Origin of the sequence: Streptomyces sp. WAC06614 (genome assembly GCF_003949795.1) — a bacterium.
GTDB lineage: Bacteria > Actinomycetota > Actinomycetes > Streptomycetales > Streptomycetaceae > Streptomyces.
In genome coordinates, this window is the sequence record NZ_RPRY01000012.1 from 14728 (window position 1) to 41369 (window position 26642).

A 26642-nucleotide genomic window follows, 5' to 3' on the forward strand; every position below is an offset into this window, starting at 1 on the left:
TCCGCAAGCTCCCCCGCCGTGGGGGTCGATCGGTGGTTCCCGCACCCGGAACGGGGACGCGAGCATGGCCGTGGCGGACCGAGAGGACAAGGAAGTGGGGAGCGAGAGTGCCGAGCCTGCTGCACGAACCCCCGGCCGCCGGCTCGGCCACGGCCTCCCGGGCGACGCTGTGGGTCCTCTGCCTCGGCTTCTTCATGATCTGCCTGGACGCCACCATCGTGACCGTGGCCGTCCCCGACATCCGCCAGTCCTTGGGGGCGTCCCTCGACGCGGCGGTCTGGGTCACCAGCGCGTACGCCCTCTGCTACGCCGTCCCCCTGGTCCTCGCCGGCCGGCTCGGCGACCGCTACGGCCCCCGGCGCATGCTCCTGACCGGACTGGCGGTCTTCGTCCTGGCCTCGCTGGCCTGCGCGCTGGCCCCGACCACCGGGGTGCTCATCGCCGGCCGGGCCGTCCAAGGGCTGGGCGCGGCGCTGGTCGGACCGCAGACCATGGCGCTGATCGTCCACCTGTTCCCGGCCGAGCAGCGCGGCCGCGCCCTGGGGGTCTGGGGCGCGGTGGGCGGCGCGGCCATGGCCGCGGGGGCGGTGGTCGGCGGGCTGCTGGTCGCCTGGACCGGCTGGCGCGGCATCTTCCTGGTCAACCTGCCGATCGGGACCGCCGGGTGGATCGCCGTCCAGCGTCTGCTGCCCGAACGGCGGCCGGGCACGGGCGGGAGGCTGGACCCGTGGGGCATCGCGCTCAGCGGTCTGGGACTGGCGGCCCTGCTGTTCGGGGTGCAGAGCGGCGAGGCGTACGACTGGGGCACCGTCGCCGGACCGGTCACCATTCCCTCGGTGCTCGTGTTCGCGGCCCTGTGCCTGGGGGTGTTCCTGTGGTCGCAGTGGCGCAACACCGCTCAACCGCTGCTGCCCCTGCGGCTGTTCCGCCATCGGGACTTCTCGGCCGGCGCCGCGGGCGTCGCGGCCCTGGGCCTGGCCATGGGCGGCCTCTTCCTGCCCCTGATGCTCTACCTGCAGAGCGGCCTCGGGTACAGCCCGTTCGCGGCGGGCGCGGCCACCGTCCCGATGTTCGTCCTGGCGTCGCTGTGCGCACGCACAGCGGGCACGTGGTCCGCCACCACCAGCCCGCGTGCCCTCGCAGCGGCCGGCTTCCTCCTGCTCACGGCGGGCACCGGCGCGCTGACCTGGCTGCTGCACCCGAGCGTCGCCCTAGGGCTGCTGATGCTGCCCCTGCTCGCGGCCGGCATCGGCATCGGACTGGCCTCCGCGCCCCTCGCGGGCATCGCCACCCGAGGTCTGGACCCGTCGCTCGTCGGCGCCGCGTCCGGGGTCTTCAACACCAGCCGCCAGCTCGGCGGGGCCTTCGGCACCGCCGTCACCGGGGCCCTGCTCCAGGCCCACTTCGGTGCCACCGCCACCTCCGCCACCCGGGCGGCCCTGGCCTTCCCCGTGGCCGCGCTGCTGCTCGGCCTGGTGTGCTGCGCCTTCGTCCGGCCCTCGGCCGGCCCTCGGACCGCCCGCAACGGAACCGGCTCCCGCCGGGGGCCGGCGCCGGCACTCCCCGGGGTACGCCCGGACGGCGAGGCCCCCCGCGCCGTGGCCGAAGGGGGAGGCGCCCACGCCCAGGGGTGCCTTCCCCGTACTCCCCCCGCTCCGCCGAACGGATGATGACCCGGGCCTCGCCGCGCGCCTAGTTTCGTCTCGTGCCACAAGTGACCCCAGAACCAGGACGTGACGCCGGCCGCGCCCGCTCCCGTGCAGAAGACCTTCGCCACCCCGGTGACGAGGAGCTGTGCCGCGCTTTGTGCGACATGGCGCTCTGCATCGAGGAGTCGGGTGACCCGGCCACCGCCGAGGAACTACGGAGACTGGCCGAGGCGCTGCGCCCGGTGTGCTGAGGCCGGGCCGTCCGGGAACCTTCCCGCCCAGCGACCCGGGCCGTCTCCGTCCGCGCCCGCCCCGCCCCCCGGCGGGAGCATGCCTGCGGGGCGGGGACGGCGAAGGAGGTCGCCGTCCCCGCCCCTCGTGCCCTGTCGTCAGCAGTTCCCGGCCGGCCGGTCGCGGACGACCAGCTCGGTGGAGCCGGTGGTCGAGTCGAGCCAGGCGACCTGGCGGCCGGAGCCCGCCGCGGGGTAGTTCTGCTCACCGCGGTTGCAGGAGACGCGGTCCCGACGGGAGCCGTCGGTGGACAGCTGCCAGAGCTTGGGCAGCGACTCGTTGCGGTACCGGGTGTCGGGCGTCCAGCCCACGACCGTCAGGGCGTCCTGCGAGACGGTCAGGTCGGACGCGATGAGCGCGCCCGGCTTGTACTCGCTGCTGACGGCGTACGCTCCCGTACCGTCCAGGGCGGCGCTCATGATCGTCAGCTGCCCGGCGTCGCTCCGGTTGGTGTCGGCCAGCCAGAACACGTTCTTGTCGTTGACGGCGGTCTGGCCGAGGCTCACCGGCTCCTCCAGCCGTTCCGCCATCACGGACTTGCCGGAGGCCAGGTCGAGGACCTCCACTCCCAGCCGGTAGGTCCCGTCCTGGGGGTAGAGCTTGGCGTAGGCGATCTTGTCGCCGTGGAGGGAGGGGAGACCGGTGAGGGTGTCCCGCCTGCGTCCGTCGGTGAAGACCGGCGTCCTGTCGGCCGGGCGCTGGTAGGCGACGTGCCGTCCCCCGAGGATGTCGTACTCCTCGAACACGACCACGCCCTTGTCCACCCGCAGACCGGAGACGCCGGTCGTCGAGCTGTACAGCGTCTTGACCGGACCCCCCGCGACGGGACGGGACAGGACGTCGACCGACGTGCGGCCGTAGGCGGTCCAGACGACCGTCCTGCCGTCCGTCGCAGGAGAGGTGTGGTACCTGCCGTCGTTGGGGCTGATCACCTTGGGGGCGCCCTGTCCGTCCAGCCGGCCGGCGTAGACGGAGTAGGGCTCGGAGCCGTCGTCGTTCGACTTCGAGACGGCCCACCAGCCGCCGCCCGCGCCGACGCCCGAATCGGTGGTGTTGAGCGTCCCGAAGAGGCTGTCGGTGTCCAGGCCGAGGGCCTGCTCCCAGCCGGGGACGATGCCGTGGGCGTTGAACGACCGCTTGACCGTGTTCTGCTGGGCGGCGGTGGCGCCCAGCGCCCTGGCGGCCGCGAGCACCGCCTCCCGGGCCTCGGTGAACCCGTCGATCGGCGTCATGTACTCGGTGACGGCCTTGTAGACGATCTTGTCGGCCAGCGTGCCGCCGAGGTCCTCGCGCATGTCCCACAGCGCGCCGGAGAAGATCGTCGAGTTCAGGTGCACGCCACCGTTGTCGGTCGCGAACGACACGCCCAGGAAGTTCTTGGACGTCGTGGCACCGTCGTTGAGGTTGCGCAGGGCGCAGTCGGCGGCGGCCTTGGTGCGGCAGAGGTCCTCGCCGATCAGTCCCGCCGTGGGGTCGCTCATCGGCGTGCCGTTGGCGGTGACGTCGATCGCGTTGCCGAAGTAGTCGGCGAGGGCCTCGTTCAGGGCACCCGACTGGCCGGCGTAGACGAGGTTCGCCGAGTGCTCGATCACCCCGTGGGTCATCTCGTGGCCGACCACGTCGGTGTCTGCGGACAGCGGCTTGTACTCTGCGTTCCCGCTGCCGTACACCATCTTGGTGCCGTCCCAGAACGCGTTGACGTAGGGCAGGCCGTAGTAGGTGACGCCGACGAGCGAGTTGACGGCCGTGCCGTTGCCGTCGAGGCTGTCCCGCCCGTGGTTCTTCTTGTAGTAGTCGTAGACCTGGCCGGCGTTCCAGTGGGCGTCGACGGCACCCGAATCGGTCGCGGCGGCGCCGAACGCGGAGGTCGGGGAGGAGAACATCTTGATTCCGCTCGGCCACCGGCCGGAGGCCTCCGAGACCGACCGGCCGCGGGCGTCCCAGGTGGCCAGCAGCCCCTTGCTGGAGCCGCGCATCCGGGCGGCGTCGGCCAGGACGAACGCTCCGGCGGGCTGGTCGTAGGCGATGTCCAGCGTGGCCGCGGCACCGTTCAGCCGGGTACCGGAACCGCTTTCGGGGAACAGCCCCGGCGCGGCCTCCGGCGGGGAGCCGGCCGTCGCTCCGTCGGCCGCCCGCGCCGCACCCGGTGCTTGCGGAGCCGCCATCGTCTTCACGGCGCTGTACTGGAGCACCGGGTAGCCCGCGTGGGCGTCGACGTACACCTCGTGCACGACCGGCTCCGTGCTGCCGGGCGTGGTGCCCTGCACGGTGACGCGGTAGGCGAGGACACCTGCGCCCTTGGGGAGCACCACCAGGCCCTTCGACTCACCGGTGAGACCGGTGGCGGCGGGCGAGCCGCCGTTCTCCTCGCGCGGCGCCTGGCTCTTGTCGAGGGCTCCGGCGAGCCGGCGGTAGGTGGCCGAGACCGCGCGCCGCACGGCGAGTCCTTCGTCGATCTCGGGGGTCACGTCGGTGGTGAGGGCGGTGAAGTAGTGCCCCGAGGTACCGGTGACCACGCGCTTGTCGTTCTGCTTCTCCATGCGCACCACGTACTGGCCGCCCAGCACCTCGACCCCGCGGTGCTTCTGCTGCAGCCGGACCGTCTCGGCCGTCGGTCCCGAGGACGTCGCCACCGGCGTCAGATCGCTGCCGGCCCGGGGGATCTTGTACCGGCTCTTGTTCGACGCGAGGTGCTCGCGCGCCGCGTCGGCCGGGGCGGCCTTGGCGTCGACGGACTCGCGTATCCCCTCGACGAGGACCGGAGTGGCGGTGTCCCGGCCGGGCCGGGCGTTCACGGGGCCGCCGACGGTACCGACGGCCCACGCCGCCGATCCCTGCAGGGCCGTCGCCACGGCCAGCAGGACGGCGAGTGCGCCGGCCGGAGCGAGACGTTTGCGCCATACCTGTTGCACGACTTCGGCAGACGCCGACGAGGGTGCTGTGAACCTGGGCAACGGGTCTCCTTCACCATGAGTGCCTGGACGGTTGCGGTGAGCAGCCGCCATGCAAGCGCCGCTGACGGTCCGGGCGCCAGATCCGGGGCCGGCTCAGAAATGGACATGCACACTTGTGTGCACGCCGTGAAGGCCGTGAGAATCCGCGGCATGATCGATACCGACCCGTACGAGCCGGGCCCGGAGCCCCCGCAGGACGACAGCGGGACGGTGGCCCGCAAGGGGATCGGCGACCCCGCCGCGGCGCTGGGCAGGATCATCCAGCGCCGTGAGCAACTCCTGCGGCAGGAGTCCGCCGTTCTGGAATCCCTGCGCGTCTACTCCGACCTCCTCCGGCGCGGGCCGCGCCCCGTCCCGTCCCGCCCGCCGGCGCCGCCGCAGATCGAGACGCTCGTCAGCACCGAGGACGTCGCGGCGCGCGTGGACCGCATGCTCGGCGCCGCGGAGAAGGAGGTGCTGGTGCTCGACCGGCTGCCGCACGGCCGGGGGAGGGAGGGGGCCGGAGAGGTCGCGGCGGCGGGGTGCCGCCACGTCCGCGGGCTGCTGGCCCGGGGCGTCACCGTGCGGACCGTCACCGACCGCACGGGCACGGACTTCCCCGACAAGGCGAAGGTGTTGACCGTCCTGACCGAACTCGGCCTACAGGTACGGACCGGACCCCGCCTCCCCACGAGCCTGCTCCTGGTCGACCGGCGCACCTGCCTCCTGCCCGTCTCGGGCTCCACCGACGTCACGGGGCCGGCCCTGGTGTTCGGCGAGCGCCTGCTGCGCCGGACCGTCCTGCCCCTGTTCGAGTCGCTGTGGGGACGTGCCACGCCGGTCGGCGACGCCGGCAGCCCGCTGACCCCGGGTCAGCGGGAGCTGCTGGGGCTGCTCGCCGCCGGGCTGAAGGACGAGTCCATCGCGCGGCGCCTGGGCGTCCACGTCCACACCGCCCGCCGGCGGATCAACCAGCTCCTCGGCGAACTGGACGCGGACACCCGCTTCCAGGCCGGCATCCAGGCGGCGACCCGCGGCTGGCTGCATCCGATCCCGGAAGGCTGAGGGGGTCCGCAGGCCCGGCCCGACCGGCTCACGACACGCCGGTCGCCATGCCGCCCGACCCGGGCGCGGAGGACCGACCGGGCCCGGCGGGCCCGGCCCCCAGCGACTCGACCCGCTTGCGCTGGAGGAAGAGGACCAGGCCGGCGAGGACGGCCAGGGCGCCCTCCACACCCACCACCGGGGTGGTGCCCAGCTTCACCCCGGACAGCACCAGCAGCGAAGCCACGCTGTCACCGGCCGTCACCGCCAGGAACCAGATGCCCATCGTCTGGCTCGCGTACTTCAGCGGAGCCATTTTCGTGGTCACCGACAGCCCGACCGGCGACAGGCACAGCTCGCCGATGGTCTGGATGAGGTAGATGGACACCAGCCACATCGGGCTGACCTCGGCGCCGCCTCCGGACATGGCCATCGGTACGACGAACACCAGGAACGAGACACCGATCAGCCACAGACCCATGGCGAACTTCACCGTGGTCGTCGGTTCCTGCCGGCGGCGCGCCAGCCACAGCCACACCCAGGCGAACACCGGGCCCAGGGCCATGATGAAGACCGGGTTCGCGGACTGCAGCCAGGAACTCGGGAACCCGAAACCGAACAGCTCCCCGCTGGTGTTCTTCGCGCCGAAGACGGCCATGGTGGAGGCACCCTGGTCGTAGATCATCCAGAAGACGGCGGCGGCCACGAAGAACCACACGTAGGCGCTCATCCGGGACTGCTCGCCCGCGTCCAGGTCCTTGTCCCGCTTGATCCGTACCAGCACGACCACCGGGATCGCGATGCCCGCCAGGGCCAGTGCCGCCAGCGCCATGTCCATCGTGAAGTGGCCGGACAGCACCAGAGCGGTGCTGACGACCGCTGCCGCGGCCAGCCAGAGACCGGACGTGCGCAGCACGGTGCGCAGCTCGGCCCGTCCCACGGGTTCGGGCACGACGTCGCGCCCGCCGCCCAGATGGCGCGTCCCCACCACGAACTGCACGAGCCCGAGGGCCATGCCCGCGGCGGCGAGCGCGAAGCCCAGGTGCCAGGAGACCTGCTGCCCGATGGTGCCGATGATCAGCGGGGCCAGCAGGCCGCCGAGGTTGATCCCCATGTAGAAGATCGTGAAACCGCCGTCGCGGCGGGGATCGTCCGGCCCCTGGTAGAGGTGGCCGACCATCGTGGAGATGTTGGCCTTGAGCAGGCCCGAGCCGATCGCGACGAGCGCCAGCCCGGCGAAGAACGGCGGCAGGCCCGGTACGGCCAGCAGCAGGTGGCCGGCGACGATCACGCATCCGGCGACGATCACGGTGCGTCGCGGCCCCCACAGCCGGTCGCCCAGCCAGCCGCCCACCATGCAGGGCAGGTACACCAAGGCCATGTACAGAGAGGTGATGGCCAGGGTGGTGGACTCGCTCATCGCCAGGCCGTTGCCCTGGGACCCGGCCGCGGCCGCGGGCCCGCCGGCGATCAGGTAGAGCGGGAGGAGCGCTCGCATGCCGTAGAAGCTGAACCGCTCCCACATCTCGGTGAGGAAGAGCGTGGCCAGCCCGCGGGGGTGTCCGAAGAAGGTCTTCTCGGAGACCGGCCCGTCGTCCGGCGCGGGGGTCTTGGTGATCGTGACCATGGGCTACCCATTCGGTGGGGTCGGGGCGTGCACGCCTCGGGCGTACGGGCCCCTGAAGAGCGTGGCCGGCACGCGGCTCCGACGAGCCACGTGTTCCCCGGCCTACGGAACACGCCAGCCAGTCTGCCGTCGGACTCCCGGCCCCCGACACGGCCGTCGGTCGGTCGTCGGGGTGGGACCCTGCCTCACCCGGTGGCGTCCCGGCCTCCGCCGGAACGTCCTCCGATCGGGCACGTGCCCCGGCTCCCCCTTCTTCCGGCGTGCACCCTGCGCACCGATGTGCCACGGCGTGGAGGTGGCCGGCGCCCCGGTCGTGACCCGGGACACGGCCACCTCCCCGGCCGTCACCGTCGTCCGGCCGCCACCGGATCGGTGTCGAAGGCGTAGAACGCGCGGTGGTCGAGCATGTCGGCCGGTGTCACGTCGTTCCACGGCCGCATGGTGTCGCGCAGGTCCACCACGTTCGCCGTGCCCGCCGCCGGCAGGTAGGGGGACCCCGGGTGGAGCGCCTGCCACTCCGCCCAGAGCTTGTCCACGAAGGCGTGGTGCATCCAGAAGACCGGATCGTTGGGCGAGGCCCCGCTGGTCATCTGACCGCCGACCCACACGTGCACCCGGTTGTGCAAGTTGACCCCGCGCCACCCCTCCAGGTGGTTGCGGAAGCCGTCCGAGGCACTGTTCCAGGGAGCCATGTCGTACACCGGCATGGCGAGCACGGAGTCCACCTCGGCCCTGGTCGGCAGTTCGGCCACCTCGGCGCCGAGCGCCCGGCGGAGGAACGCCCGTCCGTCCACCCGCACGTTGATCGGGAATTTGCCGCCCGCGTAGGCGAACGGGCCGTCCGTCACCTGCCCGTCGCGGGCCCGGCCGTTGCCGCCGAGGAAGTCCGGGGCCCAGAGGGAGGAGCGGGGGGTCCGGTCGACGGTCCAGTCCCAGTACGGGAGGCTGACCGAGGGGTCCACCTGCTGCAACGCCCCCTCGAACTCCAGGAGGAACCGGCGGTGCCAGGGCAGGAACGAGGGGGAGCGGTGCGCGTACCGGTCGCTGGTGTCGGTGTCGTTCATGACGAAGGAGTTGTGCGTGGTGACGAAGCGGTCGTAGACACCGCTCCGCTTCAGTTCGACCACCGCGTTGGTGAAGGCGCGCTTCTCGTTGCCGTTCAGCGCTGCCTGGTTCTTGCGGACGATCATGCGTTGCCCCCCATGGGGGCGAACGGAGCGAGATCGGCGCCCTGGAGCTCGCGCACGGCGGCGCGGGCCACGGAGAGCGGGTCGGCGCAGGGCTCGTAGTGGGTGATCACGCTGATCCAGGTGCCGTCGACGTTGCGCATCACGTGCAGCTCACGGCCGTCTATGCGGACGGTGGGCATGTCCGCACCCCCGTGGTGCCCCCCGTGGGAGCCGCCTGCGGCCCAGGTGATCTGGATGCGGCGGCCCAGGTAGACCTCGTCGACCTCGTTCGCCGCCGAGCGCGCGGCGGCCGTGCGGGGCGAGGCGCTCGCGTGGGTGGCCGTGGCCGTGACGGTGGCGGTGAGGCCGAGGACGGCTAAGGCGCCGGCCGTGGTCCTGAGGGCTTGCCGGCGAGTGATTGTGTTCATGGCCCGAAGGAGTATCAAGCGGCGCCCCGGCTCTCGAAGGGCCCGGTGGCCCCGATTCGGGCGGACCGCGAACCGGCCGTCCGGGCTCCTCCGGACGGCCGGACCGTGCAGGGACGGTGGGCGTAGTCCCGCCGGAAGGGCCGCCGTCGAGCGACTCCCGCCGAACGGCGCGGGCGGTCCGCTCAGACGGCCTCGCCGACGAGTTCCTCCAGCACGTCCTCCATCGTGACGAAGCCGACGACGGTGCCCTCGGGCCCGGTGACGGCGGCGAGGTGGGTGCCGGCGGCGCGCAGGGCCGTCATGGCGTCGTCGAGCGGAGTGTCCACCGTCACCTCGGTCACCGTGCGCAGGGCGGCGGGCGCGAAGGCGGCGGCGCGGTCGGTGGCGGCCAGGGCGTCCTTGATGTGGAGGAATCCCAGGACGGCCCCGTCGGGTCCGGTGACCACCAGCCGGGAGAAGCCGTGCTCCGCCGCGGTGCGTTCCAGCTGACGCGGAGTGACACCCTGGCCCACGGTGACGAACTCGGTGCGCGGGATCATGATCTCGGCGACCCTACGGGTGCCGAGATCGAGCGCGTCCTGGAGGCGTTCGCCGTCCTGGGGGCCGAGCAGGCCGGCGTCCTGGGACTCCCTGACCAGACGGGCGAGTTCGTCGTCGGTGAACACCGAGGCGACCTCGCCCTTGGGCTCCACCTTCAGCAGGCGCAGCAGTGCGTCGGCGACGGCGTTGATGCCGAACACCACCGGGCGCAGCGTCCGGGTCATGGCCACCAGCGGCGGGCCGAGGAGCAGCGCGGTCGGTGCCGGCGCGGCGAGCGCGATGTTCTTGGGGATCATCTCGCCGAGCAGCATGTGCAGGTACGTCGCCAGCGTCAGCGCGATCACGAAGGCGATCGGGTGGACCAGCGCCCCCGGTACGCCGATCGCCGCGAACGGCGCTTCCAGCAGCTGGGCGATGGCGGGCTCGGCGACGGCGCCGAGCAGCAGGGAGGACACGGTGATGCCGAGCTGCGCGGTGGCCATCGCCGCGGAGAGGTGTTCCAGACCCCACAGGGCGGTCCTGGCCCGCCGGTTGCCCTTCAGGGCCGCGGGCTCGATCTGGCTGCGGCGTACGGAGAGCAGGGCGAACTCGGCCCCGACGAAGAAGGCGTTCGTGACCAGCGTCAGAGCGCCGATCAGCAACTGGAGGGTCGTCATCGGCTCTCCTCCTCGGTGCGGTCGGTGCGGTCGGTGCGGTCGGTGCGGTCGGTGCGGTCCGGGCCGGCGGGGGCCAGGATCGCCGCCCGGTCGGCACGGTGGTGCTCGACGTCCAGGACCGTGACCTCCCAGCCGTCGACGCTGACCCGGTCACCCTCGGCGGGAATGCGTTCCAGGCGGGTGGCGATCAGGCCGGCCAGGGTCTCGTACGGGCCCTCGGGGACGGTGAAGCCGATCTCCTCCAGCTCGTCGAGACGCACGCTGCCGTCGGCCTCCCACACCCTGCGTCCGTTCTCCTCCGGGGCCGGCACCAGGTCGGGGACCTCCAGGGGATCGTGCTCGTCGCGGACCTCGCCGACGACCTCCTCGACGATGTCCTCCACCGTGACGACTCCGGCGGTGCCGCCGTACTCGTCGACGACCACGGCCATGGTGCGGGCCTCGCGGAGCCGACCGAGCAGGGTGTCCACGGGCAGGGAGTGCGGGACCAGCAGCGCCCCCGTCATCAGATCGGTCACCGGTGTCGCCTCCCGGTCCTGCTCCTCCAGGGCCAGGACGTCCCGCACGTGGACGGTGCCGACGACCTCGTCCAGGCTGTCGCGGTGGACGGGGAAGCGGGAGATGCCGGTGGCCAGCGTCAGGTCCGCGGCGTCCTGGGCCGTGGCGCCACTCCCCAGGGCCCGGACGTCCACCCGCGGGGTCATCACGTTCTCCGCGGTCAGCTCGGCCAGGTGCAGGGTCTTGACGAACAGTTCCGCGGAATCCGCCTCGATCGCTCCCTCGCGTGCCGAGTGCCGGGCCAGCGCGACCAGTTCCTCCGGGGTACGGGCGGAGGTCAGCTCCTCGGCCGGCTCCAGCCCGAGCCGGCGCACCAGCCGGTTGGCCGTGTCGTTGAGATGCCGGATCAGCGGCGCGAACACGGCCGTGAAGGCACGCTGGGGACCGGCCACGACCTTGGCCACGCCCAGGGGATGCGAGATCGCCCAGTTCTTCGGCACCAGTTCACCGACCACCATCAGCACGACGGTGGACAGCACCACGCCCAGCAGGGTCGCCGTGGTGGACACGGCGCCCTCGGGCAGGCCCAGTGCGCCCAGCGGGCCGCGCAGCAGTGCGGACACCGAAGGCTCGGCCAGCATGCCGATCACCAGCGAGGTGACCGTGATGCCCAACTGGGCGCCCGACAGCTGGAAGGTGAGCCGTTTCGCGGCCTTCAGCGCGCTGTCCGCGCCGCGCTCTCCGGCCGCGGCGGCCCGTTCCAGCTCACCGCGCTCGACGGTGGTCAGGGAGAACTCGGCGGCCACGAACACCGCGCACGCCATCGTCAGCGCGAGGGCGAGGAGCAGCAGCAACAACTCGGTCACCGTGCCACCCCCACCCCGCACGCGGGGACCCCGAAGGTGGGCGGGCAGGACGTGGCACGGCAGGGACCGGGAGGTTCACCCATTGCGGGTCCGCTTCTCCGTTCGCTTCTCGGCGGACCTCGTACGGGTCCGGGCGCAGGTTCGATTGCGGACAGTATCCGTACTTGTCGCTAAGAAGGGGGTAAATCGGACCTGTGCGGCGTCACCGCCACGTCCTCCGGACGGCCCTCGCCCTCAGAACTCCTCGTGCACGTCCGGGTCCATGGCGGTCTGGGTACCGGCCAGGGTGTCGAGGGACGCGTGGTCGTCGGCCGTCAGCCGGAAGTCGAAGACGGCGAAGTTCTCCGCGAGGCGCACGGGGCGCACCGTCTTGGGGATCGGTACCAGCCCGTTGTCGAGGTGCCAGCGCAGCACGGCCTGTCCGGGGGTCCTCCCGTGCCGTTCGGCGACGCTGTGGACCACGGGTTCGGTCAGCAACGAACCGCCGTGGCCGAGCGGCCCCCACGACTGCAGCACGATGCCCTTCGTCGCGGCGTACTCCTGCCATGCGGTCTGGGGGAGGCGCGGGTTGATCTGGACCTGGTTGACGGCGGGCACGACGCCGGTCTCCTGCTCCAGACGGTCCAGGTGGGCCGGGGTGAAGTTCGACACCCCGATCGACCTGACCCGACCCTCGGCGGCCAGCCGCGCCATCGCACGCCAGGTGTCCACGTACAGGTCCTGCCGGGGCAGCGGCCAGTGGATGAGGTAGAGGTCCAGATGGTCCAGCCCCATGCGCCGCAGGCTCTCCTCCAAGGCGTGCAGCGTCGCGTCGTAGCCTTGGTCGCCGCCGCGGACCTTGGACACGACGAAGAACTCCTCCCGCGGCACCTCGGCGGTCCTGACGCCTTCGCCGACGCCCCGCTCGTTGCCGTACCTCGCCGCGGTGTCGATGAGGCGGTAGCCGATCCGGGCCGCCCGGCGGACCACGTCCGGGACGTCCGCGTCGGGGATCTCGTACGTCCCCAGACCGATCGTCGGCATCATCGCGCCGGAGTTCAGGAGCACGGTGGGAACCGTCGGTGTGCTGGTCATGGTGGACTCCTGCCCGTGGACGTCAGCAAAGGGCCGTACTCATGATTGTCCCGGTATGTCACCGAACGGGCGACTCTCCTCTCCGGGACCCCGCCCTCCCCCGGTCGGGGGAGGCCGATCGGGGGAGAGGCGATCCGCCGCCGGGCCGGCCGGTCGGTGTCTGGGCCCCGCACAGGGACTTCCGTAGGCTCGACGCGATAAGCCAATCGGTGACACAGGACAGCGCAAGGGCACGGACCGACCGTGACATGAGGAGCGTGCACGGCTGATGCGGCAAACGCTCTCCGGGGCGTGAGAACCCGGCAGTAACCAATCTGTGAGTAGACCCGCGCAGCGCAGTCCCCGCCCTGGGTTTCACCACCCGCCCGCCGTCCGGTCACCGGATCCGCCCGTCACGTGGCCACCGTCGGGCCGGCGCCTCTGCCGTGCCCGACGGTGGCCGCGACGTTACCCGGGGGTAGCGCCGCGAAGGCCTCCGGTGCGCCGGTCCGGCAGGGCGTGCACGAAGTGGAATGCTGAGGACCCACGGCGCCCCGCCACGGTGGCGGAGCCGGCACCGCGGTCGGCCGTGCCGTGCAGCGCCGTGGCGCGGAGAGTGAGGAGGCCCGATGGTCCAGCCCGCCGAGTCCCCCGCGGACCACGTCATCGTTCTGTTCGGTGCTACGGGCGACCTGGCCAGGCGCAAGCTGCTGCCGGGGCTGTTCCACCTGGCGCGGGCGGGGTTGATGCCGCGCCGCTACCGCATCGTCGGCACCGCTCCGGCGGCCGAGGCCCTCACCGATCAGGAGTTCCGGCGCCACGCGCAGCAGGCCGTGGCGCAGTTCGGGCGCTCGCGGCCCGAAGGCCCGGCGTGGGAGGCGTTCGAAGCCGCCCTGTCGTTCGGCGCGGCCGACACCGGGGCTGCCGACCCCTTGCTGGCCGCGGTGCGGGAGGCGGAGGCGGCCCTCGGGGGCGAGCCGCGCCGGCTCTTCCACCTCGCCGTGCCGCCCGTGGCGTTCACCTCGATGATCGATCTGCTCGGTTCCACCGGGCTCGCCGGGAACGGCAGGGTCATCGTCGAGAAGCCCTTCGGCGCCGACCTCGCGTCCGCCCGTGAGCTGAACGCCGCCATCCACGCCGTCTTCGACGAGTCACGGGTGTTCCGGATCGACCACTTCCTCGGGAAGGAGGCCGTCGACAACGTCCTGGCCCTGCGCTTCGCCAACGGCTTCTTCGAACCCCTGTGGAACCGCGAACACATCAGCCACGTCCAGATCGACGTCCCCGAGCACATCGACATCCAGGGCCGCGCCCGCTTCTTCGAAGGCACCGGCACCTTCCGGGACATGGTCGTCACCCACCTGTTCCAGTTGCTCGGGTTCATCGCGATGGAACCGCCGGTCGCCCTGGAGGCGGACGCGCTCCGCGACGAGCAGGTCAAGGTCTTCCGCAGCATGCGCCCGCTGGACCCCGCGCACGTCGTGCGAGGCCAGTACACCGGCTACCGCGACGAACAGGGCGTGGACCCGGCGTCGGACACCGAGACCTTCGCCGCGCTGCGGGTCGAGATCGACAACTGGCGCTGGGCGGGCGTCCCGTTCCACCTGCGCACGGGGAAGGCCCTGGCCGAGGGACGGCACCTGGTCACGCTCGGCCTGCGCGAGCCCGTCCTGCGGATGTTCCCGCTGGACACGCGGGCGGCCGCGGGCGGCCGTGGCAACGAGCTCGTCATCGACTTCGACGACCCCGGCTCGCTCACCGCCCGCTTCCTGGTCAAGGAGCCGGGGCCGTCGATGCAGCTGGCCGACGGCGACATGGTCTTCCGCTACGGCACCTCGTTCGCCGCGCAGAACTTCCTGGAGGGGTACGAACACCTCCTGCTGGAGGCCATGCGCGGCAACCAGTCCCTGTTCACGCGGTCCGACGGGATCGAGCGGCTCTGGGAGGTGGCGGCCCCGCTGCTCGCCGCGCCACCGGCGGTGGAACCGTACGCACCCGGGAGCTGGGGACCGGACAGCATCGACACCCTCGTGGCGCCGTACCGCTGGCACCTGCCCGACCGACGGGCGGTCCCCTCCTAGGCCCGGACGAAGGTCTGGTCCGGGGGGCGAGGCGGCGCGGGGTACGGAGGTCAGAAGGCAGGCATGTGGCCACTCTCCAGGAGAGTGCGGATCTGCTGCACCCGCAGTTGGGCGCCTTCGTCGTCCACATTGTCTCCCCGCAGCGCGACCCAATACAGATCCATCATCTTCATCAGCCGGTCGTGCAATTCGGCGTCGGCCGTCACAAAACAGGTAAATCGGCTGCTGCTTTCTCCGGTGAGGCTCCGGGTGTACGTGAGGAAGCGACGAAATGCCTCGACTTCGAACGCGCCGCATTCAAGGACGTCGTGATAGGCCCGTACGGCCTCTTCCCAGGACCAGAGCAGGAAATGAACGGCCGGCGAGCGCTCTTCCCACGCGTCGGGGCCGGCCACTCCGGACTCGAAACGCTGAAGGGTGTCCCACACCTCCTTCTGGTTCGCCAGTACGTCCTGAAACGCAAGGCCCATCTCCAGAACGATGCTCCCGTCGCATTCCAGGAGACCCTGGGAGGCATCCAGGACGAAATTCCTCGCAGGCCCACCGAGGCATTCCCGGAGGAGTGGGATGAAATTGAGTTCGCTGTCCTCCTGGCGCAGTCGGTACAGCCGTTCAATGTCTGCTCCGGTGCGCGCGATGATTCCCGAGCCCTGGTCATGGTCCGGATAGTGGATCATGTATTTGAATTCGAACTTGGGTTCTTCGAGGTTGATGTCCCCTTCATGGCTGAGGAAGAATTCGATTTCCCAGCGGTCCGTGCCCCACTGCTTGGGCAGGCCGAAGCCCGATGCGATCGCCCGGCACCGGAACCCGAGCTCCTCCTCCGTGTGGGAGTGGATGGACGACGCCACGTTCGCGGCGTCCACGGGACCTTCGCCGTCCACGGGTTGCAGGGTGAACCGCACGACCCGCTGGCCGCCGAATTTCGTGCCCCTGGGGGCGGGCACGTTGACGGGGCCGGTGATCGTGCGTGTCCAGTCGGCCAGCGCCGCTTCGAAACTCCGGCGTGCCCGGTCGTCCGGGCTGAAACGGCCGTTCTGGAGGGTTCCGCGCACACCGTTCACCGTGATCGTCGCGATGCCGGTCGCGAGATCGAAGGTGAAGACGTCCACCTTTCCCCCTGCGGGTGCGGCACCCTCGAGGCTCGTGCGCGCGCGGTGCAGCGCTTCCAGGAGTGCCGCGCGCTCGGGCGTGTCCTTGAGGATCTGGGGGTTGACGATCCGGTGCACGTCGACCAAGAGCTTCCCCACCTGAGCGAAGTCCCCGACCAGTGCCGACTCAGGGGCGGTCGGGAAACCCGTGGCCGCCTCGAGCCAGCGCAGCCCTGGTCCTGCCACCGTTTGGGCCTGCCGGGCGGCATTGGCGGTCGTGGTGATCGCGTCCAGGTTCCCCTCGGATCCCGCGCCCTCGAACTTCCGCCCCGCGAGCCGGTCCACCGTCGAGTCGTCCGCAGCGTCGGCCTTGGTGACCGCCCCGGTGACGAGGCCGTCGAGGTACTCCATGCCCACCCCCAGCGCGGCGAGAGCGGTCAGGACCGCCGGGCCGCTCGCCAGACTGAGGCATCCGACCAACGCGGCCGTCGTGGCCAGCGCGAGCTTGGCCCCGACCATCGCCGTCGTGGTCTTGCGGTGCTCGGTGGCGAAGTTCGCCCGGATCTTGTTCTCCGTGTCGTCCTTCGCCCACTGGATGAAGCCCTCCGCGAGTCCGACCAGGGCCGCTCCGACGCCGCTGCACGCCTCCGTGTAGGCCACCCAGGCCTTGAACAACTCCTCTTCCGCGGCCTGTTTCACCCGGAGTGCCGCTCCGGGCTGCTGCTCGCCCAACGGCCGGCGCATGCGGTGACAGGCTTCCCGAAGCCAGCCCTCGGCGCTGTGGAGCTCCGAGTAGGCCGCCTCGAACTCCACGACGCAGGGAAGCTTCGCCGTTTCCTCCGTCCGATAATGCTTGTAGGCCTCCGCGCACTGAGGTTTGACCGATGTCGTGAAGGCGGTCATCACCGCTTCCATGCGGGCCGGAGTCACATCGGACATGTCCTCCCGGAGCCCCCGGGGACCCTCGCTCTCCCATTCCCTTGAGCGGTCTCTGGCGATGGCCACGCCCGCGCGGATCCGCAGCCTTTCCTTCACCTGTTCTTCCGTCACGCCCGTGGCCCCTTGGGCGGTGTCGGTCCTCGCCCCCTGCTCATGGCGCAGCTTCTCTTCGGCCGCCAGTTCTTTGCGCGCCTCACCCTCTTCCTTCTCCAGCCAATTTCGGAGTTCCACGACGGTCGTATGGAAGCCGAGGGTGAGGCGATGGGACAGCTCGTCGACCTTGTCATCGGCGACGCCGTACGTTTTGTTTTTGATCAGATCGTTCCACCGCTTGACATCGTCGAGCGGCGGCTTCTTGTACGTGTGCCCGTGCCACCTCTCGAAGAGGTCGATCCATGTCGCTCGATCGGCGTTGAGAAACGTCTCCAGGTCGTCCACCGGGGGATCCGAGACTCGCAGGAACGCAAGATCGGTGCCTTCTGATATCCATGTGAAAGCCATGGGGCCCTCCTGCCCGAAAGCCTTGTGCCGGTTTCGGACAAGGATGCGCTCCACCATCGGGCCGGTCCAGCCTCTTCCGGCTCGCCGCGGTGCAGACTTTCGTATGCCCCAAGAGGCCGGGCGGTCGGGCGTTGAATTTCCGCCCGTTCCTCAATCGTTCCTCGGGTGTGATCCGTACGTCGTCGTCACCTCCGTCCTGGCAGCACGACTCCCGGCTCGGGCGGCCCCACGTCCACCGCCCCGGTCTTGACGCTGCGCCGCTCCCGCCTGGCCACCCAGGCGGCGAACCAGGAGAGCAGCATGCACAGGCCGATGTAGATCGGGGCGATGATCATGACGACCGGGATGAACGGCAGGTCGTAGTCGAGGTTCGAGGCGATCAGTTTGCCCGCGTGCAGGAACTCCTCGTACGTGATCAGGTAGCCCAGTGAGGTGTCCTTCAGGGCGACCACCAGCTGGCTGATGATCGTGGGCAGCATCGCCCGGACCGCCTGCGGGGCCAGTACGAACGTCATCACCTGGGTCTTGCGCATGCCGAGCGCGTACGCGGCCTCGCGCTGGCCCCGGTCCACGGCGTTGATGCCGGTGCGGAAGACCTCTGCCAGCACCGAGCCGTTGTACAGGGTCAGGCCCGCGACCAGGGCGGGCAGCGGCTGCACCTTGAGGGCCACGAAGATGAAGAAGATCATCACCAGCACCGGCATGGCACGGAAGAACTCCACGCACGCCGTCGCCAGCCGGCGCACCGGCCGGTGCACCGAGAGCCTGCCCGTGGCCAGGACCGCGCCGAGCGCCAGCGAGAGCACCGCGGCGTAGAGGAAGGCCTTGAGGGTGTTGCCCAGTCCCTTGAGCAGCAGCTCCTGGATGCCCTGGTAGGTGAACGGCTCCACTTGGCCGCGCTGAACTGGCCGGTGGCGACGAGGAGGTGGATTCCCCAGCCGAGCAGCCCGAGGAGCAGCGCCGTGGAGACGAGCCCGTAGAGGAGGTGGCGGCGCCGGGCCCGCGGGCCGGGCAGGTCGTACAGGACGGTGGACTCCGGGTCCCCGTGGAGCGCGTGTGCGGTCATCGGGCGACTCCGTAACGCTTCTCCAGCGCGTGGAACAGCGCGCTGATGGACAGGGTGATGATCAGGTAGCCGACCGCGATCCAGACGAAGGTCCAGACGATGTCGTGGCCGAGCTCGTTGAGGGTCTTGTAGGTGCCCAGCAGCTCGGTGACGCTGAAGGCGCCCGCGATGGCGGAGTTCTTCGCGAGGGCGATCAGCGTGGACCCGACGGGCGGGATGACGGAGCGGAAGGCCTGCGGCAGGACCACCGAGCCGAGGGTCTGGGTGAAGGTCATGCCGAGGCTGCGCGCCGCCTCGCCCTGGCCCTTGGGCACGGTGTTGATGCCCGCGCGCAGGGCCTCGCAGATGAAGGCGGAGGTGTAGCAGCCCAGGGCGAGGACCGCGAACACCTGGAAGGGCAGGACCACTCCGAAGCGGGGCAGGCCCAGCAGGACGGCGAAGAAGAGCAGGGTGAGCGGGGTGTTGCGCAGCACCGTGACCCAGACCGTGCCGAGGACGCGGAGGGAGCCGATGGGGGCGACGCGGAAGGCGGCCATCAGGAATCCGAGGACCAGGGCGAGGGCCGAGGCGTAGACCGTGAGCTCGACGGTGCCGAGGAATCCCGCGCCGTAGAGCGAGAAGTTGTGGGTGAGTACGTCCATGACGGTGTGCCTCCCCTCAGTTCGCCGGGTAGCGGTCGATGGCGGGCGGTTGCGGGGCCGGGTTGCCGGACAGCCCGAGCGTGGCGTCGTAGGCCTTCTTCCAGTCGCCGTTCTTCTCGTGCGCGGCGAGGGCGTCGTCGAGGGCGAGGCGCAGGGCGGTGTCCCCGCGGGGCACGCCGATGCCGTAGGGCTCCTCGGAGAACGGTGCGCCCACGACCTTGAGTTCTTCGGGGACCTTGGCCGCGTAGCCGAGCAGGATCGGATCGTCGGTGGAGACGGCGTCGACCTGGTACGTGAGCAGGTTGTCCACGCAGATCGAGTACGTGTCGTAGGCGACGAGGACGGCCTTCGGGAACTCCTTCTGGAGCCGCTGGTAGGGGGTGGAGCCGGCGGCGGAGCAGACCTTCTTGCCGGCCAGGTCGCCGGGCCCCTCGATGTCCTTCTCGCCCTTGCGGACGAGCAGGGACTGTCCGGCCATGAAGTACGGCCCGGCGAAGCCGACCTGCTTCTTGCGGTTGTCGTTGATGGTGTAGGTGCCGACGTAGTAGTCGATCTGGCCGTTCTGCAGAGCCGTCTCGCGGTTGGCGGAGGCGATCGTGCGGAACTCGACCGCCGTGGGGCCGAAGCCGAGCGAGGCGGCCATCATCTTGGCGATCTCGATGTCGAAACCGGAGTACCGGCCGCTGGCGGGGTCCTTCTCGCCCAGGTACGGCTGGTCCTCCTTGACGCCGACCACCAGGTGGCCGCGGCGCTTCGCCTCCTCCCAGGTGGGGGAGTCGGGCAGGTGGAAATCGGTGGCGACCTGGTAGACGGGCAGGTCCTCGGGTTGCGGGCCCTTGACCGGCGGGCTCCCGGACCTGCCGAAGCCGGTGGTGACGGCGGTGACGGCGGTGGCGGCGAGTGCGAGGGTGAGCGTGAGGACGAGGAGTACGACGCGGGGTTGCTTCATCGGCCGGCCCTCAGTGCTTCAGGATCTTGGAGAGGAAGTCCTTCGCCCGGGTGCTCTCGGGCGCAGTGAAGAACTCTTCCGGCGTGCGGTCCTCGACGATCCTGCCGTCCGCCATGAACACGACGCGGTTCGCGGCGGAGCGGGCGAAGCCCATCTCGTGGGTGACCACCACCATGGTCATCCCCTCGGCGGCGAGTTGCCGCATGACCTCCAGCACCTCGTTGATCATCTCGGGGTCGAGGGCGGAGGTGGGCTCGTCGAAGAGCAGCGCCTTGGGGTTCATGGCCAGGGCGCGGGCGATGGCCACGCGCTGCTGCTGGCCACCGGAGAGCTGGGCGGGGAACTTGTCCGCGTGGCGGGCGAGGCCGACCCGCTCCAGGAGTTCCCGGGAACGCCCGTCCGCCTCCTCGCGCCCCCGACCGCGCACCTTGACCTGGGCGAGCGAGACGTTGGCGAGGACGGTCCTGTGCGCGAAGAGGTTGAAGGACTGGAAGACCATCCCGACCTCGGCGCGCAGCCGGGCCAGCTCCTTGCCCTCGGCGGGCAGGGGCTTGCCGTCGAGGAGGATGGTGCCCGACTCGACGGTCTCCAGCCGGTTGATCGTCCGGCACAGCGTCGACTTCCCGGAGCCGGACGGGCCGATGATCACCACGACCTCGCCGCGGCCGACGGTGAGGTTGACGTCCTGCAGGACGTGCAGGTCCCCGTAGTGCTTGTTGACGTCACGCAGCTCGATCAACGGGTCGACGGTCATGCGCCGCCCACCCTCGGGACGTGGTGGGCCGCCGGGCCGCATATGAGGTTTTTGCCATCTGCTGTCATGTGTGATCCTTCCGACCTGTAACGTCAGATTGATCCCAACATGAACCGGCAGGGGAAAGGTGCCTCTTGAGGCTGCCCATGGGGTGCGGCCCCTCGCCCCCTCGGCCGCCCGCTGCACCCCGCCCGGCCCCCTTCAGGGGGCCACGGGGCGGTCACCCGAAGTAGCGGTCGGTGAGCGGATTGCGGAAGGTGCCTTCGGGGTCGAGGGCGGTGCGCAGGGCCCGGAAGTCCTCCCACCGGGGGTAGCGGGCCGCGAGCGCCTCCGGCGCGACGGTGAAGAGTTTGCCCCAGTGGGGGCGTGGCGCGAAGGGCGCGAGAGCGGCTTCGACGGCGGGGAGCACCTGGAGGACGCCCGGCACGTCGAGCCGCCAGGTGAAGTGGACGGCGAGGCTGTCGCGACCGTGTCCCGGGCCGATCCAGGCCTCGTCCGCAGCCTGGGTCCGCAGCTCGGACAGCTGGAGCACGGGCCCGATCCGGTCGCGCAACGCGTGGACGGCGCTCAGGGCCTCACGGGCTCGGCCGAGGGGCACGAAGTACTCGGACTGGAGCTCGTTCCCCGTGCTGGGCAGCCGGTCCGCGCGGAAGTGGGGAAGCCGTTCCCACCAGGGCCCGGGCACGCCCTCCTGCGGCGAGCAGTTCTCCGCGGGCAGGCCCGCGAGGGGGTGCCGCGGTCCGCTCGCCGGCCGGGCCCCGGTGAAGGCCAGGTCCGGCAGCGGATCGTGGACCCGGCGCTTGACCCAGACGCTGTGCCCACGGTGCCAGTCGGTGAACACGCTGACGCTGTGGGCGCACGCCGTGACGGCCTCGACCTCGCGCAGGAGGTCCTCCCACTGAAGCCCCTCCCAGACGTACTGCTCCACGTCGTAGGCCGGTACGAGGTCCAGCGTCAGGTGGGTGGCCACGCCCAGGGCGCCGAGCGAGACCACCGCGCCGCCGAATCCGGGTGAGGAACGGTCGAGCCGGGCGAGCGACCCGTCGGCGGTCACGAGTTCCACCTCGCGCACGCCGGCCGCGATCGACGGGTTCGCGTTCCCCGAGCCGTGCGTACCGGTGGCGCAGGCTCCCGCGACGGTGATGTGGGGCAGGGAACCGAGGTTCTGCAGGGCGAACCCCAGTCGGTGGAGCTCCGGGGCGAGCTCGGCGAAGGTGATGCCGGCGGCCACGCGCACCCGGCTGCGGTCGGCGTCGATCTCGATCACCTTCGGCATGCGGTCGAGGCGGACCAGCGCGCCCTCGGTGTCGGCGACGGTACTGAACGAGTAGCCGGAACCGACCGCCTTGACCCGCCGGTGACCGGCGACGACGGTGGAGAGCTCGGCGACGCTCTGCGGCCGGTGCACGGTGGAGGCCGAGAACGAGACGTTACCGGCCCAGTTCCGGGCCTTCCCCGCCTGCCAGGTCGTCCTGTCCCCGCCGCTGCCTGCTGCCCCGGCTGCCGCTGCGGCCGTGTGCGGGTTCATCCCGGTACCTCCGGTACGTGCTGGGTCCGCCCCCAGGACTCTTCCCAGTGTCCCTCTACGCCGGGAGATCGCGAGCTTTGCCACCACGGCGGCCCTCACCGTCCCGCCACCGTCGTCCCTCGGGAAGGGCGCGGCCCGGCGTACCGGGCCGTCGCGGACTACGATGGACGGGTCGATCGATTGCACAGCAGCGTTCGTGCGGGCCCGGGGACCCGCGGCCTGACGAATGAGGCACCATGCCGGAGACGTATCGAGCCGATGTTCTGATAGTGGGATCAGGTCCTTTGGGTGCGACGTTCGCCCGCAGGCTCGTGGCCGCGGGCCGCACCGTCCTCATGGTGGAAACGGGCGCGCAGCTCTCGGCGCGCCCCGGGGAGAACCTGAAGAACGCGTACATCTACCAACGTGACCCCAACCTGTTCGCGCCGGTCATCCGGGGACACCTGCACCTGTTGTCGGTCCCTTCCAGCGGACGGGCGGAGCTCGGCGTCGACCCGTCGGCCGTCGCCGAACTCGGGACCAACAGGAGCAGTGCCCGCAACGCCGAGAATCCGGATCAGGATCCCTATCGCAACATCCCGGCCGCCGCGGCCTGCTACGCCGTCGGGGGGATGGCCACCCACTGGACCTGTTCCTGCCCGCGTCACCACCCCGTGGTGGAGCGCTACCGGGGCATACCCGACGCGGACTGGGAGCGGTACTACGCGGAGGGTGAGGAGATCCTCGGGGTGAGCCGGCACGAGTTCGACGGGTCGATGCGCCAGCGCCTGATCATCGACGCACTGCGCGAGGTGTTCCCGGAGCTTCCGGAGGGGTACGAGGTGCAAGGCCTGCCGCTGGCCGTGAAGCGCCGCGCGGACAACCCGCGGATGGTCCGCTGGGCCGGTACCGACACCGTGCTCGGCAGCCTCGCGGACGGTGGGGAGGAGCGGTTCACCCTGCTGCCGCACCACCTGTGCACCCGGCTCGTCCAGGACAGCACCGGATCGCGCATCGCCCACGCCGAGGTCCGTGACCTGGCCCGCACCCGGGAGGTGCGCGTGGAGGCCGACACGTACGTGGTGGCGGCGGGTGCCGTGCTCACCCCCCAACTGCTGTGGGCCTCGGGGATCCGTCCGCCGGCGCTGGGCCGGTACCTCACCGAACATCCCACGACCTTCTGCCAGGTGATGTTGCTTCAGAAGCTGATCGACCGGGCGGCCACCGCGGAGCAGTTCAGCGGCCTCCTGCGCGCCTACCGCGAACGCTTCCCCGACGACGCACTGCCCATCCCGGAGGACGACCCGGACCCGAACGTGTGGATCCCCCTCACCGAGGACCGCCCGTGGCACGCTCAGATCAACCGGGACTCCTTCCAGTACGGCGACATCCCGCCGCACGTGGACGGACGCCTGATCGTGGACCTGAGGTGGTTCGGACTGGTCGGCCCCCGGCCCGAGAACCGCGTGACCTTCTCGGACACCTACACGGACGTGCACGACATGCCGCAGCCGACCTTCGACTTCGCCTACAGCAGCGAGGACGGCGCCCGCCTGCACCTGATGATGGCGGAGATGCTCCGTGCCGCTCTGGCCCTGGGGGGCTTCCTCCCAGGAGCGGAGCCGCGCTTCCCCACCCCCGGCCTGCCCCTGCACATCGCCGGGACGGTGCGCATGGGTGAGGACCCGCAGACCAGCGTCGTCGACACGGACTGCCGGGTGTGGGGTTTCGGGAACCTCTACCTCGGCGGAAACGGCGTGATCCCCACGGCAACCGCCAGCAATCCGACGTTGACCAGCATGGCCATGGCCCTGCGGGCCGCGGACCGGATGATCGCCGGAGCGTGAGCGCGCCGCGCATCCGGGCGTGAGGGGCCTAGCATGGGAAAGGACCGGTCGGCGCGCTGATTTTCCTTCTGCTCGGGTTCGGCAATTGAGGAACAATCATGAGCCTCGCCAATATCATCCGCACTCCCTTGGGCTTCGGCACCGGACCGCTGGGCAACCTCTTTCGAAAAATCTCGGAAGAGGATGCGCAGGACACCCTGCAGGCGGCGTGGGACACGGGAATTCGCTACTACGACTCGGCTCCTCTCTACGGGGCAGGGCTCTCCGAGATCCGTCTCGGAGAGGCCCTCTCGGGCCGCCCACGAGACTCCTTCGTCCTGTCCACCAAGGTGGGCCGGGTCGTGTTGGACGAGGAGGAACCGGCGGCGCACCGCCGGACGGGTCCGTACGAGCACGGCCGCCCGAACAAGATCGTGGACGACTGGTCGGCCGACGCCACGAAGCGGTCGCTGGAGGACAGCCTCAGACGCCTGCGCGTGGACCGCATAGACATCGTCTGGGTGCACGACATCGCCCAGGACGCCTACGGGGACCTGTGGCTGCAGAAGTTGGAAGAGGCGCGGACCGGGGCGTTCCGCGTTCTCGACGGGCTCCGCGACGAAGGCGTCATCGGGGCGTGGGGCATCGGCGTGAACCGCACGGAACCGATCGAGATCGCGCTCACGCTCGAAGAGCCCCGGCCGGACGGCTTCCTCCTGGGAGGGTGTTACACCCTGCTCGACCACGCGCACGCCCTCCAACGCCTGCTGCCCATGGCTCAGGAACAAGGGGTCCAGATGGTGGTCGGTGCGCCCTACAACTCGGGGATCCTCGCGGGAGGGACCCACTTCCAGTACCGGGAGGCTCCGCCCCGGGTCCTGGAGCGTGTGCAGCTCATCGGAGAAGCGGCCGCTGAGTACGGCGTGACCACCAAGGCGCTCGCCCTTCAGTTCGTGCTCGCCCATCCCCTCGCCGTCGCGGTCATTCCGGGAGCCTCGCGCCCCGACCGGGTCGCCGAGGACGCCGCAGCCCTGCACGAGCGGGTTCCGGCCGCCCTGTGGGACCGGCTGAGGGAATCGGGCCTCATCAGCCCGTCGGCGCCCCTGCCGGGCGACGGCGGCCGACCCGGCTGACCTACCGCCGCGCCCGCAGGAGGAGCTCCTCCTGGACCTCGGCCAGCGAGCGGTCCTTGGTCTCGGGGACGAACCGCCGCAGGAGCAGCAGGAAGGCGAGGCAGAGCAGGGCGAAGAACAAGAACACCAGTCCCACCCGGGCGGGAACCGCGGGCGTCCCCACGATCACCGGGAACAGCAGGGCCACCAGGAGGTTGGCGCCCCAGTTCAACGCGAGGGCCGCTCCGGCGACTCGGGCTGCGGCCTCCTCCGGCAACACCTCCGCCATCAGCACCCAGGCCACCGGACCGGCCGAGAAGGCGAAGCAGGCCACGTAGAGCAGGATCGCGGTGACCGTGACGGCACCGGTCGCCGAGCCGCCCGCCGCCAGCAGGCCCCACCCGGCCACGCACAGCGCCCCGGCCATGCCCACCAGGCCCACGGTGAGCAGCGAGCGCCTGCCGTAGCGTCGGACCAGCCCCAGGGCCACCACCGACATGGCGACGTTGACGACACCGATCGACATGCTCGCGACCTGGGCGCCCGAGGAGCCGCCGACCCCTGCCGCGGTGAAGACCAGGGTGGAGTAGTAGACGACGGCACCGATGCCGACGAGGGCGTTCATCAGAGCGGAGCCGAGCGCGATCGCGACCGGCAGCCGCGTACCGGGTACGTGCAGGCTGTGCAGGACCCCGACGGTGGGCAGCTCGCGCACCCGGACGAGACGTGCGTACTCGGCCTCGGCCTCGGCCTCGTCCCGGGTGGCCCGCAGGACCGCGCGGGCGGCCGTGTCCCGTCCCGAGGCCAGGAGGTCGCCCGGAGCCTGCGGGACCAGCGCCGCCGAGACCGCCTGCACCGCGGGGAGGACCGCGTTCGCGGCGAGCAGCAGCCGCCAGTGGCCCCCCGGGTCCCAGGCCACCCCGAGGGCGAGCGCCGCGAGCACGCCCACGGTCAGGACCAGCTGATAGGTGGTGATCACGGAACCCCGGGAGCGCGCCGGCGCCAGTTCCGCGAGGAGCACGGGTGCGACCGCCGAGGTGGCGCCGACGGCCATGCCGTTGAGGAAACGGCCCGCGACCAGGGACGCCTCGTCGGGTGCGACGGCGCAGACCGCACAGGCGGCGGCCCCGAGCACCCCGGACAGCACGAGCACGCGACGCCGGCCGAGCCGGTCGGTGAGCGCGCCCGCCGCCACGCATCCGGCGACCGCTCCCACGACCAGAGCGCTGACCACGATCCCCTGATGGAGGCTGGACAGCGCCATCTCCGTACCGACCCGGCTGATGCTCTGGTTCATCGAGGAGATGGAGAAACCGAAGAACGCGCCGCACGCGGAGGCCAGCATGAGGAGCCGGGCGGCCGATCCACGAGCCGCGCGGCCCGTGCGATCGGCCGGCGCCGCCCGCCCGGTGCGGCCCATG

18 protein-coding genes and 1 pseudogene are annotated in these 26642 nt (G+C 71.1%); 5 read left to right on the plus strand and 14 right to left on the minus strand.

The features are described 5' to 3' along the window. The first annotated feature begins 107 nt into the window (after window positions 1-107). Window positions 108-1670: an MFS transporter gene (locus EF918_RS03145; protein ID WP_125640204.1), complete on the plus strand. Its 1563-nt coding sequence runs from the start codon at window positions 108-110 to the stop codon at window positions 1668-1670. A gap of 368 nt (window positions 1671-2038) precedes the next feature. On the opposite strand, the gene EF918_RS03155 is transcribed toward EF918_RS03145, so the two are convergent. Then, window positions 2039-4852, minus strand: coding sequence for a M4 family metallopeptidase (locus EF918_RS03155; RefSeq protein WP_260609733.1), 2814 nt, complete (start codon window positions 4850-4852; stop codon window positions 2039-2041). Between the two features lie 192 nt (window positions 4853-5044). Here EF918_RS03155 and EF918_RS03160 point away from each other — a divergent pair, with 192 nt between their 5' ends. After that, a complete protein-coding gene (locus tag EF918_RS03160) occupies window positions 5045-5938 on the plus strand; it encodes a hypothetical protein (RefSeq protein ID WP_125640213.1) in 894 nt (297 codons plus the stop codon). Between the two features lie 28 nt (window positions 5939-5966). On the opposite strand, the gene EF918_RS03165 is transcribed toward EF918_RS03160, so the two are convergent. The 6 genes from EF918_RS03165 to EF918_RS03190 all read right to left on the minus strand — a co-directional run bounded on the left by EF918_RS03165 (window position 5967) and on the right by EF918_RS03190 (window position 12775). After that, window positions 5967-7544, minus strand: coding sequence for a peptide MFS transporter (locus EF918_RS03165; RefSeq protein ID WP_125640217.1), 1578 nt, complete (start codon window positions 7542-7544; stop codon window positions 5967-5969). Between the two features lie 344 nt (window positions 7545-7888). Beyond that, complete coding sequence (locus EF918_RS03170) at window positions 7889-8734, minus strand: tyrosinase family protein (protein ID WP_125640220.1); 846 nt, start codon at window positions 8732-8734, stop codon at window positions 7889-7891. Further along, complete coding sequence (locus EF918_RS03175; RefSeq protein WP_125640223.1) at window positions 8731-9141, minus strand: tyrosinase family oxidase copper chaperone; 411 nt, start codon at window positions 9139-9141, stop codon at window positions 8731-8733. Before EF918_RS03175 ends, EF918_RS03170 begins: the two co-directional genes overlap by 4 nt. 182 nt (window positions 9142-9323) lie before the next feature. Continuing rightward, window positions 9324-10337, minus strand: a complete 1014-nt coding sequence (locus tag EF918_RS03180; RefSeq protein WP_125640226.1) for a hemolysin family protein — start codon at window positions 10335-10337, stop codon at window positions 9324-9326. Continuing rightward, the gene (locus tag EF918_RS03185; RefSeq protein WP_125640229.1) at window positions 10334-11701 is read right to left on the minus strand and encodes a hemolysin family protein; all 1368 of its coding nucleotides are present in this window, start codon (window positions 11699-11701) and stop codon (window positions 10334-10336) included. Before EF918_RS03185 ends, EF918_RS03180 begins: the two co-directional genes overlap by 4 nt. A gap of 234 nt (window positions 11702-11935) precedes the next feature. Then, the gene (locus tag EF918_RS03190; RefSeq protein WP_125640232.1) at window positions 11936-12775 is read right to left on the minus strand and encodes an aldo/keto reductase; all 840 of its coding nucleotides are present in this window, start codon (window positions 12773-12775) and stop codon (window positions 11936-11938) included. Window positions 12776-13383: 608 nt separating this feature from the next. Here EF918_RS03190 and zwf point away from each other — a divergent pair. Then, on the plus strand, window positions 13384-14835 hold the full coding sequence (gene zwf / locus EF918_RS03195; RefSeq protein WP_125640235.1) for a glucose-6-phosphate dehydrogenase: 1452 nt from the start codon (window positions 13384-13386) through the stop codon (window positions 14833-14835). Window positions 14836-14885: 50 nt separating this feature from the next. Here zwf and EF918_RS03200 read toward each other — a convergent pair whose 3' ends face one another. From EF918_RS03200 to EF918_RS03225, 6 genes and pseudogenes are all read right to left on the minus strand, one after another. Beyond that, the gene (locus tag EF918_RS03200; RefSeq protein ID WP_125640238.1) at window positions 14886-17303 is read right to left on the minus strand and encodes a hypothetical protein; all 2418 of its coding nucleotides are present in this window, start codon (window positions 17301-17303) and stop codon (window positions 14886-14888) included. Between the two features lie 248 nt (window positions 17304-17551). Further along, window positions 17552-18432: pseudogene (locus tag EF918_RS03205) on the minus strand (amino acid ABC transporter permease). Further along, window positions 18429-19073 (minus strand): amino acid ABC transporter permease, encoded by a 645-nt coding sequence (locus tag EF918_RS03210; protein ID WP_125640241.1) that lies wholly within the window; start codon window positions 19071-19073, stop codon window positions 18429-18431. Before EF918_RS03210 ends, EF918_RS03205 begins: the two are co-directional and overlap by 4 nt. A 16-nt stretch (window positions 19074-19089) precedes the next feature. Continuing rightward, entirely contained in the window at window positions 19090-20022 is a 933-nt protein-coding gene (locus EF918_RS03215) for a glutamate ABC transporter substrate-binding protein (protein WP_125640244.1), read from the minus strand. Between the two features lie 10 nt (window positions 20023-20032). Beyond that, window positions 20033-20776 (minus strand): amino acid ABC transporter ATP-binding protein, encoded by a 744-nt coding sequence (locus EF918_RS03220; RefSeq protein WP_125640248.1) that lies wholly within the window; start codon window positions 20774-20776, stop codon window positions 20033-20035. Between the two features lie 220 nt (window positions 20777-20996). Then, window positions 20997-22304: an FAD-binding protein gene (locus tag EF918_RS03225; protein WP_125640251.1), complete on the minus strand. Its 1308-nt coding sequence runs from the start codon at window positions 22302-22304 to the stop codon at window positions 20997-20999. A gap of 236 nt (window positions 22305-22540) precedes the next feature. Between EF918_RS03225 and EF918_RS03230 the strand changes: the two genes are divergently transcribed. Together EF918_RS03230 and EF918_RS03235 are read left to right on the plus strand one after the other, a co-directional pair. Continuing rightward, a complete protein-coding gene (locus EF918_RS03230; protein WP_125640254.1) occupies window positions 22541-24130 on the plus strand; it encodes a pyranose oxidase in 1590 nt (529 codons plus the stop codon). Between the two features lie 98 nt (window positions 24131-24228). Then, the gene (locus tag EF918_RS03235; RefSeq protein ID WP_125640257.1) at window positions 24229-25242 is read left to right on the plus strand and encodes an aldo/keto reductase; all 1014 of its coding nucleotides are present in this window, start codon (window positions 24229-24231) and stop codon (window positions 25240-25242) included. Window position 25243: 1 nt separating this feature from the next. Here EF918_RS03235 and EF918_RS03240 read toward each other — a convergent pair whose 3' ends face one another. Then, entirely contained in the window at window positions 25244-26641 is a 1398-nt protein-coding gene (locus EF918_RS03240; protein WP_125640260.1) for a sugar porter family MFS transporter, read from the minus strand. Window position 26642 lies beyond the last annotated feature (1 nt).

Bases quoted from the DNA above. Each gene is read 5' to 3' on its own strand.
- EF918_RS03160 (WP_125640213.1), top strand. From the start codon at position 5,045: ATGATCGATACCGACCCGTACGAGCCGGGCCCGGAGCCCCCGCAGGAC.
- EF918_RS03165 (WP_125640217.1), bottom strand. From the start codon at position 7,544: ATGGTCACGATCACCAAGACCCCCGCGCCGGACGACGGGCCGGTCTCC.
- EF918_RS03170 (WP_125640220.1), bottom strand. From the start codon at position 8,734: ATGATCGTCCGCAAGAACCAGGCAGCGCTGAACGGCAACGAGAAGCGC.
- EF918_RS03175 (WP_125640223.1), bottom strand. From the start codon at position 9,141: ATGAACACAATCACTCGCCGGCAAGCCCTCAGGACCACGGCCGGCGCC.
- EF918_RS03180 (WP_125640226.1), bottom strand. From the start codon at position 10,337: ATGACGACCCTCCAGTTGCTGATCGGCGCTCTGACGCTGGTCACGAAC.
- EF918_RS03190 (WP_125640232.1), bottom strand. From the start codon at position 12,775: ATGACCAGCACACCGACGGTTCCCACCGTGCTCCTGAACTCCGGCGCG.
- zwf (WP_125640235.1), top strand. From the start codon at position 13,384: ATGGTCCAGCCCGCCGAGTCCCCCGCGGACCACGTCATCGTTCTGTTC.
- EF918_RS03210 (WP_125640241.1), bottom strand. From the start codon at position 19,073: ATGGACGTACTCACCCACAACTTCTCGCTCTACGGCGCGGGATTCCTC.
- EF918_RS03215 (WP_125640244.1), bottom strand. From the start codon at position 20,022: ATGAAGCAACCCCGCGTCGTACTCCTCGTCCTCACGCTCACCCTCGCA.
- EF918_RS03220 (WP_125640248.1), bottom strand. From the start codon at position 20,776: ATGACCGTCGACCCGTTGATCGAGCTGCGTGACGTCAACAAGCACTAC.
- EF918_RS03225 (WP_125640251.1), bottom strand. From the start codon at position 22,304: ATGAACCCGCACACGGCCGCAGCGGCAGCCGGGGCAGCAGGCAGCGGC.
- EF918_RS03230 (WP_125640254.1), top strand. From the start codon at position 22,541: ATGCCGGAGACGTATCGAGCCGATGTTCTGATAGTGGGATCAGGTCCT.
- EF918_RS03235 (WP_125640257.1), top strand. From the start codon at position 24,229: ATGAGCCTCGCCAATATCATCCGCACTCCCTTGGGCTTCGGCACCGGA.
- EF918_RS03240 (WP_125640260.1), bottom strand. From the start codon at position 26,641: ATGGGCCGCACCGGGCGGGCGGCGCCGGCCGATCGCACGGGCCGCGCG.